This is a genomic window from Gammaproteobacteria bacterium, from assembly GCA_029884425.1.
GTDB lineage: Bacteria > Pseudomonadota > Gammaproteobacteria > S012-40 > S012-40 > JAOUHV01.
The window spans coordinates 18,205-31,461 of sequence record JAOUHV010000034.1 but is presented as its reverse complement, the minus strand read 5'-3'; the positions used below and the strand labels follow the sequence as shown (position 1 = coordinate 31,461).

The 13,257-nt window shown below is 54.0% G+C and carries 10 protein-coding genes; all 10 read right to left on the bottom strand.

Annotated elements, in window-relative coordinates:
* A partial coding sequence (locus tag OEW58_09835; GenBank protein MDH5301650.1) for a diguanylate cyclase occupies window positions 1-1,588 on the bottom strand: 1,588 nt, incomplete at its 3' end.
* A gap of 192 nt (window positions 1,589-1,780) precedes the next feature.
* Window positions 1,781-2,998, bottom strand: a complete 1,218-nt coding sequence (locus tag OEW58_09830) for a regulator (GenBank protein ID MDH5301649.1) — start codon at window positions 2,996-2,998, stop codon at window positions 1,781-1,783.
* A gap of 37 nt (window positions 2,999-3,035) precedes the next feature.
* Window positions 3,036-4,100 (bottom strand): regulator, encoded by a 1,065-nt coding sequence (locus OEW58_09825; GenBank protein MDH5301648.1) that lies wholly within the window; start codon window positions 4,098-4,100, stop codon window positions 3,036-3,038.
* Window positions 4,097-4,393, bottom strand: coding sequence for a cytochrome c (locus tag OEW58_09820; GenBank protein ID MDH5301647.1), 297 nt, complete (start codon window positions 4,391-4,393; stop codon window positions 4,097-4,099). The genes OEW58_09825 and OEW58_09820 overlap by 4 nt, the downstream gene beginning before the upstream one ends.
* Window positions 4,394-4,502: 109 nt before the next feature.
* The gene (locus OEW58_09815; protein ID MDH5301646.1) at window positions 4,503-5,321 is read right to left on the bottom strand and encodes an outer membrane lipoprotein-sorting protein; all 819 of its coding nucleotides are present in this window, start codon (window positions 5,319-5,321) and stop codon (window positions 4,503-4,505) included.
* Window positions 5,322-5,599: 278 nt separating this feature from the next.
* Entirely contained in the window at window positions 5,600-6,772 is a 1,173-nt protein-coding gene (locus OEW58_09810) for a hypothetical protein (GenBank protein MDH5301645.1), read from the bottom strand.
* Window positions 6,773-7,018: 246 nt separating this feature from the next.
* Entirely contained in the window at window positions 7,019-7,645 is a 627-nt protein-coding gene (locus tag OEW58_09805) for a histidine phosphatase family protein (protein MDH5301644.1), read from the bottom strand.
* A gap of 8 nt (window positions 7,646-7,653) precedes the next feature.
* Complete coding sequence (locus OEW58_09800) at window positions 7,654-8,403, bottom strand: 1-acyl-sn-glycerol-3-phosphate acyltransferase (protein ID MDH5301643.1); 750 nt, start codon at window positions 8,401-8,403, stop codon at window positions 7,654-7,656.
* 92 nt (window positions 8,404-8,495) lie between these two features.
* Window positions 8,496-8,888, bottom strand: a complete 393-nt coding sequence (locus tag OEW58_09795) for a response regulator (protein ID MDH5301642.1) — start codon at window positions 8,886-8,888, stop codon at window positions 8,496-8,498.
* Window positions 8,889-9,148: 260 nt separating this feature from the next.
* On the bottom strand, window positions 9,149-13,033 hold the full coding sequence (gene purL, locus OEW58_09790; GenBank protein ID MDH5301641.1) for a phosphoribosylformylglycinamidine synthase: 3,885 nt from the start codon (window positions 13,031-13,033) through the stop codon (window positions 9,149-9,151).
* Window positions 13,034-13,257 lie beyond the last annotated feature (224 nt).

The following is a 13,257-nucleotide window of genomic DNA, read 5'->3' as shown; positions in this document are numbered from 1 at the left end:
GCACATTGGCGGTATCACCATGCTGCGGGAACATGGCCACGCCCACCGAGGCCCCCACGTGCAGATCGTTACCTTCCACATTGATCGTTTTTTCTACCGCCTTGATGATTTTCTGCGCCGTCACCACCGCCTGACGCGCATCAGCATCGGGCAAAATCACCGAAAACTCGTCGCCACCCAAACGCGCAACGGTATCCGACTCGCGCAATACATGACGCAGACGATAAGCCACCTGCTGCAGCAACTTGTCACCCACATGGTGACCCAGGGTGTCATTCACTTCCTTGAAACGATCCAGATCCATCAGCAGCAAGGCCATGGTGCCATCCGTGCGATTGGCTTTGCGCAGGCCTTGCTGCAATCGATCCATCAGCAGCGTGCGATTAGGCAGGTCCGTTAACGCATCATGCAGAGCCTGGTAGCGCAACGCGGCGGTGCGCGCCTTGCGGGTGGTAATGTCACGCACGGTCACGATGTAGTACAGGCTACCGCCCACCTCCATCTCGCTGACCGTCACTTCCATGGGGAAAGTCGAATCGTTGCTGCGCAGCCCCGTTACTTCGTACGGTGTTCCCAGCACAGGAGGCACACCCAGCTCGGCAATAATCCCGGCGGCACTGCGGCGGAATTTTTCTGGAATCAGCACATCAACATGCTGCCCAAGCAGTTCGTCATCGCCGTACCCAAATAACCGCTTGGTGGCCGGATTAATCATTTCAATGGTGCCATCCTGACGCAATGTCAGCACCCCATCGACCACGTTATCCATCACTGCCCGGGTCCGTTGCTGACTGTCGCGCACCTCGGACTGCATGCGATTGAACACACCCGCCAGTTGCCCCAACTCGTCCTGACGATCAACCGCCAGCGGCTGCTCCGTACTTCCCTGGGTCATTCTGACCAGGGCTGCCCGCAAACTTTCGATGGGACGCAGCACATGAAATTTCAGCGCCAGCCACAGAGCTAGTCCAAGAATCATTACCATTGCAATCGCGCCCATAATGATGGCATGGCGCATATCGCGGATGCGTTGCAGCATCGCACTATTATCCAGCGATAGACTCAGCACACCGCGCAATACATTGGATTCGTAGCCATGGCATGTCAGACATTCCATCTGCGCCTGAATCGGCATGGCAATAGTGATAACGCCATCGCGGGTTAGCTCGTAGGCAGTCTGCCCGGACAAGGCCTGACGGAACATGTTGCTAGGCAAAGGCCGGCTGGACTCAAACTGCGTGATTTGTTCGCGATGAAAACGGGGGTCCCCCAAAAATGCGTTTACCGCATGGACAGTACTTAAATCGGTGAACGCCGGAGTGCCATCGGTGCGCAGCACGCCGATGTCTTCAATACCCGCAACACCGTGTAAACGGTCCAGCCACTCGCGGGCCAAGGTACCATTGCCATTGAGCATCAGCGTCACCAAACTACCCAAAATTGTCTGGGCGTGCAGCTGCGCCTGCTCAACCCCCTCATCCTGAATGGATCGAGACAGACTGCGCTCCAAAAACAGACCAGCAACCGCTATCAATCCGGCAAGGACGATAGAGATGACGATAGCAAGACGAATTCCCAGGCTTTTCATTATGTTACACTACTTCCAACGCAACAAAGCCTATCCAAGCAGGTGTTCGGAAGGCATAAACGTCAAATTTATGACGAATTATATCCCGCTTTCCATTATCCCGATATTAATTTGTCACGACATTAGGTCAATGATACTCACGAAGAAATAAAAAAGCCGCCTCAACGGGCGGCTTTTGGACATAAAAACAAGCTACAAAGGTCCTTGCAGACGCGCAACACCGCCAAAGCTGCCTACCCAGACGCTGCCGTCATCGGCGCTGGCCATGGAGAATACGTTGTCAGCAAACAATCCATCCTGACGAGTCAAAACCGAGAAAGTCTTGCCATCCTCGTTCAGACGCGCCAATCCCTGACTGGTTCCAATCCACAACCGCTTTTGCGGATCGAGATAGAGCATAAACACATGGTTGGACGGCAGTCCGTCCTTGACTGTGAAGTTTTTCCATTGCGTACCATCAAAGCGAGCCAAACCCGCCCCCCAGGTTCCGCCCCAGACAGTACCCTGACCATCAATTTCCAGCGACACGACATAGTTAGGGTTATAGGCAACGTTGACGTCCTGCAGGCCTTGCTCTTCTTTTTGTCTGGCATGATGTCGCGAGGCTTCGCCAGGGTCGCGATTGAATTGAATATCTGCTTTCACCAGATCAAGCGGCGCCCCTAGACCCGCGCTATGCTGCCAATTCTGCCATTTGCCATCCTTGAAGCGCGCCACGCCATTTTCAGTGGCAAACCACATCGCGCCGTCTTTACCTTCCTCAAGTCCATACACCCAGTCATTGGGCAAACCACCACGGGTGTTTTCCAGGTTATAGGTCTCCCATTGGCGAGCATCGTCCAGGTTACCTCCCTTGATGCGATTCACGCCCGACCAGGTGGCAATCCAAACATCGCCGTTGGAAACACGCTGAACGTCATAGACGAACTGATCCGCCAATCCCTGTGGGATGTTGTAGTTCTTCCAGGATTTATCCTTGGGGTTGTACAGCGACAAACCGCCGCCGTACGTGCCCACCGCGATTTTATCCCCCAACAGGGAAACATGGAAAACGCCGTTGGACAGCAAACTGCCGTTGGCTACATCAAACAACTCGTAATTATCGCTGGCCAGATCATAGCGCAATACCCCGCCGGACGTACCGACCCACACAGAGCCATCGTCTGCAGCCATGCCTTTCACATTGCGGTTGCCCACACGGAAGTGGCTAAACTTGCCACTGCTGGCTGAGTGTTCGAGCGGAAATTGCCCAGCAACTGGCGGATGATTCGGCGACATCCCGCCCTGAGCAGATGATGCCTGCGGCTGACCACTTTTTTCGCCTTGATTCACGCCAATGATGTACGCGCCCATCGCGATAATGATCACGACAGCAATAATCAGCGCGACACTTTTTATATCCAACTTCACTACGATTTCTCCCTGCAGATCCGGTTAATCGTCTGCATTATTTTGTTATTGTTAGCTTTGCCACGCCCTGGCGCGTTCCTGCCCACACAGCACCGTCCGGAGCTACCGCCAGCGCATAGACATTGTTATCCAGCAATCCGTTCCGACGATTGAAGGTTTGCCAAGTACGACCATCGTAGCGGCTCAAACCTTGATTGGTACCAAACCACATATTGCCGCTGGCATCCTGCGCAATCGAATAAACGATGTTTCCTGCCAGCCCCTGTTTGGTCGTGAGGTTGTGCCAGCGCGTGCCGTCAAAGCGACTAACGCCGCCACCCCAGGTACCCGCCCAAACCTGTTGGTCCTTGGCCACCAAAATGGCAAAAACATAGTTGGGGTTGTACGTTGCCCGACCGTCATTGTGCACGCTCAGATCATGACGATCCCTGGTACCCAGGCCGGTGTTATTGCTGAAAGGCAACTGCTCCTCATTGGGCGCACCCAGTCCCTGCGCATGCGTCCACACCGACCATCGCTTGCCATCAAACATGTTGACGCCGCCTTCGGTGCCGACCCACAGACGCTGTTTGGCGTCCACCGCCAAACCATACACCCACTCGTTTACCAGCTCCTTAACGTAGGTCTTGAATTTACCGGTCTGGCGATCAAATTGATTCAAACCCGCCCAGGTGCCAATCCAGATTTGGCCATTGGTCTGCTCCGCAAACGAGTACACCCAATAATCGGCCAAACCGTGCATGGGAAAATAGGTGCGCCATCCCTTGGGCGTAAGCCGCGACACGCCACCGCCGTTGGTTCCAAGCCAGACATCGCCCTGTTTGTCCGCCAACGCCGCGAAAACGTACTCGTTCGCCAGGCCCGTCTCGCGGGTATAGGTCTGCAGTGCGACCCCATTTTTTAAATTAACCTGCACCGCACCAACAGAGGTACCTATCCATAACTGGTTGCGCTTTGCATCCACGCTCAGTGCGCGGACGTAGACATTGTTGCCGACCTCAAAACTCTCCACCACGCGGTATTCAGGCGCTGCCCAGCAAACGCCAACACCCAGCCAGAGCATTACCGCAGCAACAACGTGCGCCAACCGCCAACAGATCACAAAAACGTCCGCAAATAGGCGATTACGTCTTCCATCTCGCTCTCGTCAAGCAGACCACTGTAGCCGGGCATCACCCCCTGCCCCATGCGCAACACGCCCATCATCGCAACATCCCCCTTGAGCAAGGCGTCCCCTCGAGTAAAATTCGGTGCCCCCGCCATCACGCCCTCACCTGACGGCCCGTGACAATCAACACAATGCTGCATATAAACCTGCTTGCCACGAAAGACATCTGCAGCAATCGCAGATTGCGCAACCAGCAACAATATTGCCGAGAACACGTACTTGGACACTAGCCACCCCCAGGAAAAATATTGGGCGACATTCTAGCAGTGCCCAAAAACGAATACAAAAAAGCCGCCCCTTGGGGCGGCTTTTAAAGTGCGCAAAAAACATCCAGCGTTATTTTAATCCTAAACGCAACCTGCGCTCCGTAAACCATTCCTCGCTGACGTTGGTATTAATTTTCACGTCAGTCACCTCAAAAAACGATGAATGGAAAGTCTGTGCATTCTGCACAAAAACGCGATCCCAGACCCACGCCTTGTCCACCTTCTGCCATTGCAGCAATTGGCGCTTCAGGAAATTCCCCTTGGTATCAAAATAATCAACCCGAACTTTGATACATTCAGCCAGTTGGTCCGATTTTTTGAACCAGGAAACTCTCTTCGAATAAAGCGGCTTGGCCTCTTTTGGCGTACTTTCGACCACATAGTACTGCTGGCCAGACTTATCCTTGTCGATACTGACGACCTTATGCTCATCAGCCTCAATAGCACGCAGACTGATATCACCATAGGTCAGATCCGACCCCAGGAAACTGTCTCCTAAATCACGCACGGAAACGCGCCGAATCTTGCGCAACACCGGCAGGTAAATCCACTGTTCAGCATTTTTATCCACCGCACTGGAATATGCCCAGCGCATAAACGCCGCGCCTTTGGCATCAGGCGGAAATGTTGTGAACAGCGTCATTTTATCGATAACGTCTTCCTGCCCTTTCATATCTTTCCAATAACGCTGATAGACGGTTTTTCTTTCATTCCCCGCCTGATCTTTCAGCGAAATCGTGAGCTGCGAAATCTGATCTTCTCCCGGATACTTGTTATCGCACTGTTTTACAATTTCCAGAGCACTGGGCTGCCCACCTTCGTCCGCCGCCACAGCAAAGGCCGGCACCAACAAAGACGCAACAACAACCCACCTCAAAGAAAGCAACATATTTATTTTTCTCCCATTCATCCTAAGCAGCCCATTCCGCATCAATCGCACACAACCGACAGCAGAACCGCGTTTTGCTCCATGGGCAACCATCATCAGCAACCACCACATAAGTCATCGTTTAACATTCAGACTTCTTTAGAAACAAACTAACACATTCACATCCGAAAATTAAGATTCGCCACAACCGACAACCGTGGATTTCAGCAAAAAACTTCACGCAAAAAAAAAGGAAGGGCTTTACGCCCTTCCCTTTTGATCCATCAGCAGCAATCAGCTTACTTGGTACAAGCAGGATCCGCAGCAGTCTTCGCGCCAGTTACACTGGACTCAGACAAGCAAGGCTCGTAGCCGAAGTAAGTTCTGTCAACCACGCCACCGCTGAATTCAGCCTTCCACAGGCCGTTATCAACGTTGTCGAAGTTATACACAGCTTCTGCCTCATTAAAGCCAATTCTAGACTCGAAACGACCAGACGCGTTAGGAGCTTTGCTCTTGTTCTGGTAGCTCAGGTAAGCAAAGTCGCTATCCATGAACTTGGCAGAGTAGTCGTTCTCGTTGATAGTCAGGGTCTGACCAATCCACGTAGCAGCTACAGTGTCACCAGCATTCCAATCCACGTACTGTTTGGTACCGTTGCTAGCAACGCGACCAGTACCGGCCTTACCTGCTTTAGGGTTGTAGATGCCGCTCATGGAGCGGTAAGCAAACGCCTGGGCATCGCCAGCAGTCATCTCTTGTGACTTGGTGCTATCCAATACTTCCAAGCCCAACCACTGACCGATATCCATCGTTTTGCTGACAGACTTGGTGGTTACACCACCAGTAGTAGTGGAGGTAGTAACGGATGCAAAATCAAACGTAGTTTTGAAATCATCGCCCACTTGATCCAACGTGCCACCGTTATCCGCCAACGTCTGCTTCAAAGTGATGTCCGCAGCTTTAGATGGATCAGCCGTGTTTTGCTTGGCCCAATCGCCAACAGCCAAATTGGTTTCAGCATAGAAAGAACCCGTTGCGTCAGGCTCCTTGATAATCTGGCGACCGTAGATACCAGGCTTGGAAGCGGCAGTAGCACCGGTCACAGGATTGTTGCTGGACATCTGCACGAAACTGATGTCACGGAAGTAGTTGTCCAAGCTTGCGTTAGCACTAGGATCCCCTTCGGCGATGTAAGTGTAGATATACACTTCACCAGAAGGAATACCACCGCCCACTTGACCGTTTTCGCCAGCAACCATGTACTGCACGAAGCCGTCACCCGACGCAATCTTAAAGCAGCTACCGGTATTCTGACAGAACGTCGGCAAGCTCAGATTAGTACCTGAACCTAAGTTTTGGTAACGAACAGCGTCACCAGCAGAACCAGCTCCGCCCGGCAACGCAGCGAAAGCCGATCCACTCATCAAAATTGCGCCTGCAACAGACGCTAGTTTAAATTCCTTACGCATAGCAACCTCCTCAAAATTATGAGCATCATGAATTTACTGCCTTTTATCGCCGCCCCACAATAAGCCAAGATAGCGACACCTGACTGCAACCGAGCAGGGAGCAAGCAGCAGACCCATACACATCCAAATCTAACACCTTCGAAAATACCCGTCAAGATCTCCATATCATTTGAGGGCCTTTCGCCTACATCACAAATTTACACCGATATCCTTAGGGTAGTCTTAGCGACCTTGAGACTTCCCCGCCTACCCTTTGTATCGGACATTGTTAAGAAAAATAAGGTTATTTATCGTTCGCCCGTAATCAATTCTTGTTATGCCGGCATAATCAACTCTTATCTGTCGATACTGGTCCTCCGGAATATGGAATGCCCGGGTTACCGCCATCCGAATGGGACCAACATGACAAACAATCGCTACCGCCCGCCCTTGATGAGCCGCCATGATGTGATCCAAACCTGATTGCAGGCGAACGTTCACATCATGCATGGTCTCACCGCCTTCGGGGGTAAAATTCACCGGATCAGCTTTCCAGGCTGCGTACTCTTGTGGATAAAGGCGCTCAATTTCATCGAAATACAACCCTTCCCAAATGCCAAAACGCCGTTCGCGCAGCCGCTCGTCAAACACGGGGGCAACCCCCGTGACCTGCGACACTTCTGCGGCAGTCATGCGCGTTCGCAACGCGGGACTACAGTAAAGAGCATCAATGGGAACGTCTTGAAAGTACAGCGCAGCAGACTTTGCCTGAATCAACCCTTGGCGAATAAGGGAAGGGTCTTCCCTGTCATCGCAATAAATTCGATCGTTGGGAAAATCGGTCTGACCATGACGGATAAAATAGACCTGGGTACTCGTTTCCTTGGTTCGCATCGTTAGAATTATTCCAGATATTTTTGTTGCCACTGCAGGTACATGTTGTGCACATGATTACAGTAACTCTCCTTATCTGCAAAATTTTTAGGATCGATGGCGTCAAAAACATAGTAATTTGCTCGATTATTTCGACTCGTCATCATGTGCCAGATTTTATGCAACAGCGTGTGTGGAGGGGCCCATTCGAAGTCCTCCTGCGCCTCATAGTGCAGAAATACGGGCAAAATCGGAATGCCGCTACGCAGCGACAGGTCGAAAGCGCCGTAGCGAAATGATTCAAAGATCCGCCGCCCCTTGCACCCACCCTCGGGATACAGGGCTATGCTCTTACCCTGCTGCAGCGTATCCAGTAGCTCGTCCAGGGCCGCCGCACGGGACTCTCGGGATTCTCGATGCACGTACAACGTACCTGCGGCCACACTGATCCGGCCCACAATCCACCAGTCACGCACCTCTATCTTGGCCAGCGAAAATGCATTAAACAACGCAGGAACGCCGATATCCTCAAAGGCAGAAGGATGGTTGGCAATCAAAATGAACTGACCTGGCAGCGGCTTCAGGTTTTTTTGGTGCAATCGCAAATCAACACCGATTGCGTGAACGAAGGCATTACTCCAGAACCGGAACAGCGCGGGATAAAACCTATCGAGCAATGCTTGGGGCAAAAAACTGAGCAGGTACATCACGGCAGTCAACAGGACAAAATCCAGCCACAACACCAACGACTTCACAATTGCGATCAGATAGTAAAGCATGAGGAATCCTTCTGCATGCAATGCACATTTGGCTGATTCTTAACGAAAAAGGGGCCATCTTCAGCCCCCTTGCACAACAAATCCATCACCACTCAGGCCTGGCAGCGCTGCCAGATAGCCCGAATATTATCGGCCAGCCCCATGGGATCAAAAGGTTTGGCTATCACGTCAACCGCCCCCAATTGCTTGTAGCTCTCCACTTCACTAGGCTGTACCTTGGCCGTCATGAACACCACCGGCGTTTTCTCCAGTCCAGGCAGTGCACGCAGTTTCAGCATCGTTGCCGGCCCATCCATCTCCGGCATCATCACATCCAGCAAAATCAGTTGAGGGCAAAATCCTGGGGCTTTCCGTAGGGCCTCAAAGCCATTCTCACATGCCTCAACCGTAAAACCACCAATGCTTTCCAGCGCCAACTTGGCAATCTGCGAAATATCTGGCTCGTCCTCAACATAAAGAATTTTTTGCAAGCCATTTTGTGACATATCACTCCCTCATGCACCCAGCAACTATTCAAAAGATCAACAACCGACTCCCCGACTGGAAACGGCAGGATCATTAATTCCTTTAGTCGGGACTTAATTTGACGAATACTCGTGGTTTTGCGCCGCAAGACAAAGTCCTACAACATCTGTGCCGATCCAACGAGAAATAACAACGACACAATTAGGGTATTCGCCACAAATCAGATCAATAGCGCAGAAAAAAACACCGGCGGACAGTACGTCCGCCGGCAATAGACAGGTTAACCCACCCAGACGCGGGCGTTGCGGAACATGCGCATCCAGGGGCCATCTTCCAGCCAACCTTTTGGCTGCCAGGAATGCTGCACGGCGCGGAATACGCGCTCGGGGTGCGGCATCATGATGGTGAAACGGCCATCGCGACTGGTCAGACCAGCAATACCCTGCGGCGAACCATTGGGGTTGGCCGGATAGGTGCTGGCCGTACTGCCGTCGCTGTTGACGTAACGCAGCGTCACCATGCCCTGAGCACTGTTCAATTGTGCGTCATTGGCAAATAACGCGCGGCCTTCACCGTGCGCCACGGTAATCGGCATGCGCGAGCCGGCCATGCCCGCCATCAGGATCGAGGGCGACTCGGGAATCTGCACCAGCGAGAAGCGCGCCTCGAACTGTTCGGATTCATTGCGCACAAAACGCGACCAGTGATCCGCGCCGTCGATCAGATCTTTCAGCTGCGACATCATCTGGCAGCCGTTACACACGCCCAGACCGAAGGTGTCTTCGCGCTTGAAGAATGCCTCGAAGGCATCACGGGCGCGATTGTTCAGCAGAATGGACTTGGCCCAACCAGAACCGGCGCCCAGCACGTCACCGTAGGAGAAGCCGCCGCAGGCCACCAGTCCCTTGAACTCATCCAGCGCCAGACGACCGCTGATGATGTCGGACATGTGCACATCCACCGCAGTAAATCCGGCACGGTCAAATGCCGCGGCCATTTCCACGTGACCGTTGACGCCCTGCTCACGCAGGATGGCCACACGTGGACGCGAAGTGTTGATGAACGGCGCGGCGACGTTGTCGTTAATATCAAAACTCAGCGACACATTCAGACCGCTGTCCTTGGCGTTCAGCAGGCTGTCGAATTCTTCCTTGGCACACTTGGGATTATCGCGCAGTGACTGCATGTGGTAGGTGGTTTCCGTCCAGGCACGCTGCAGATCCAGACGGGATTCGCTCAACAGGGTGTCGTGACCACGGGTAATTACCAGTTTGTCGCTGTCGTTCAGACTGCCGATGACAAAGCTGTGCTTGCCCAAACCGGCCTGATGCAACACTTCCATCACCGCATCGGTGTCACAGTGACGAACCTGCACGACCACGCCCAATTCTTCGTTAAACAGCGCACGCACTGCATCATCACCCAGACCATCCAGCTTGATGCTGACACCTGTGTGCGCGGCAAACGCCATTTCCGCTACCGTGGCGAACAGGCCGCCGTCGGAACGATCGTGGTAAGCCAGCAGCAGACCATCGCGATTGAGTTCCTGAATGGCATTCCAGAAGGCTTTGAACGCCTGCGGATCATTCAGGTCGGCCGGATGATGACCAATGGCCTTATAGACCTGGGTCAGGGCCGTCGCACCAATGCGGTTGGCACCCTTGCCCAGATCAACCAGGATCAGATCGGTATCGCCTTCGTCGGTACGCAACTCAGGCGTCAGGGTGCGACGCACATCGCCAACTGCGGCAAACGCCGAGCAAATCAGCGACAAGGGCGCAGTCACAGCCTTCTTCTCGCCCTTTTCTTCCCAGACAGTCTTCATGGACATGGAGTCCTTGCCCACGGGAATGGCGATGCCCAATTCGGGACACAGCTCCATGCCCACCGCTTTGACCGCCTCGTACAAACCAGCATCTTCGCCGGGATGACCGGCCGGTGCCATCCAGTTGGCCGACAGCACCACGCGGGACAAATCGGCAATATCCGCCGCGGCCAGATTGGTCAGCGACTCGCCCACCGCCATGCGCGCCGAGGCCGCATGATGCAGCAACGCGATCGGCGTGCGCTCGCCAATGGCCATGGCCTCTCCGGTGTAGCCGTGATAGCCGGACGTGGTCACCGCCACGTCAGCCACTGGCGTCTGCCAAGGGCCGACCATCTGGTCGCGCGCCACCATGCCGGTCACCGAACGGTCACCGATAGTAATCAAAAAGTGTTTCGCCGCCACGGTGGGCAGGCGCAGGATACGATAAGCCGCGTCCTTGATGTCCACGCCAATGGTGTCGAATTCCTGCTTCTGGAACGTACGACGCTTAACGTCACGCAGCATTTTCGGTGGCTTGCCCAGCAGTACTTCCATGGGCATATCGACCGGATTATTGTCGAAATGGCCGTCGCCCACGGTCAGGTGACGCGCCTTCAGCGCCTCACCAATCACCGCAAACGGGCAGCGCTCACGCTCGCACAAAGCCTCGAACAGCTCCAGGCTTTCCGGCGCAATGGCCAGCACGTAACGCTCCTGGGATTCGTTGCTCCAGATTTCCATAGGAGACATGCCGGGCTCGTCGTTGGGCACAGCGCGCAGTTCAAAACGTGCACCACGGCCAGCATCGTTCACCAGCTCGGGCATGGCGTTGGACAAACCACCCGCGCCCACGTCGTGGATACTGATAATGGGATTGCTGCCACCCATCTGCCAGCAACGGTTAATCACTTCCTGGCAGCGACGCTCCATTTCCGGATTGCCACGCTGTACCGAGGCAAAGTCCAGGTCTTCACTGCCTTTGCCGGTTTCCATGGAGGAAGCTGCACCGCCGCCCAAACCGATCAGCATCGCCGGGCCACCCAGCACGATCAACAGCGAACCGGGCGGAATGATGTTCTTTTCCACCTGATCGGCCTGGATGTTGCCGACGCCGCCGGCCAACATAATGGGCTTGTGGTAACCACGCACCTCATCGCCATTGGGGCCGGGGACTTTTTCTTCGTAAGTACGGAAATAACCGCAGATATTAGGACGACCAAATTCGTTATTGAACGCTGCGCCACCCAGCGGACCGTCGATCATGATGTCCAGCGCGGTCACGATGCGATCGGGTTTGCCGTAAGGCGTTTCCCAAGGCTGCTGTGCGCCGGGAATATTCAGATTGGACACGGAAAAACCGGTCAAGCCGGCCTTGGGACGCGAACCACGCCCCGTGGCACCCTCGTCGCGAATCTCACCGCCGGAGCCAGTCGCGGCACCGGGGAAAGGAGAAATCGCGGTAGGGTGATTATGGGTTTCCACCTTCATCAGGATGTGGACCGGCTGTTCGCTGTAGCCGTAGTCGTTGGTGCCGGCGGCCGGATAAAACCAACTGCCCTGCGGTCCCTCAATCACCGACGAGTTGTCCTTGTAGGCCACCAGCACGCCTTCGGGACTCTTGTGATAAGTATTGCGAATCATACCGAACAGGGATTTGTCCTGCGCTTCGCCATCGATCACCCAGTCGGCATTGAAAATCTTGTGACGACAGTGCTCGGAGTTGGCCTGGGCAAACATCATCAACTCCGCATCGGAAGGATTGCGTTTGAGCGCAGTGTAGTTTTCCACCAGGTAATCGATTTCGTCCTCGGCCAGCGCCAAACCCCAGTTGCGGTTTGCGGCGGCCAGTGCCGCACGACCATTGCCCAAAATGTCCACAGTACGCATCGGCGCAGGCTGGGCATGTGAAAACAGAGCCTCGGCATCGTCCGCATCCGCCAGCACACGCTCGGTCATGCGGTCATGAATCAAGGCATCCACTGCACGCAACTGAGCCGCAGTCAGCGCTTGGTTGGAAGTAACGTAGTAGGCAATGCCGCGCTCTACGCGCGCCAGATTGTCCAAGCCACAGTGATGAGCAATGTCAGTGGCCTTGGTGGACCAGGGGGTGATGGTTCCGGGACGTGGCACCACCAAACGCAGTTGCCCGGCAGGTGTCGTCGGTGATACTTGCTGACCATCATTGAGCAAATCGCGCAATGCGCTCAACTGAGCGTCACTCAGGCGAGGCTCGGCCTGGGCAAAATATACGAATTCAGCTACTACCGCAGATACCGACGCCACTTCCGCGCGGATGCTCTGCAACAATTTTTCGATGCGAAAAGGGGATAAAGCCGCTGCGCCACGCAAGGAATACATTACTGTCTCACTCAGTCAAAACAAAAAAGAGCGTTATTCTACTGCATTAGGCGCGACAGGGGCTAGCAATGGCTGCATTCAGACTAAAATCGCAGGCAATAAAAAAGGCCAGCTACCGGTTGCGATAGTTGGCCTTTTAAAGGTTGCATGCGCTGCAGTTGTAAATATAGCCCAGCTAGTATGCGTTTACAAGCCTTGTATTGACTTTTGTGGGCAGTCCATTT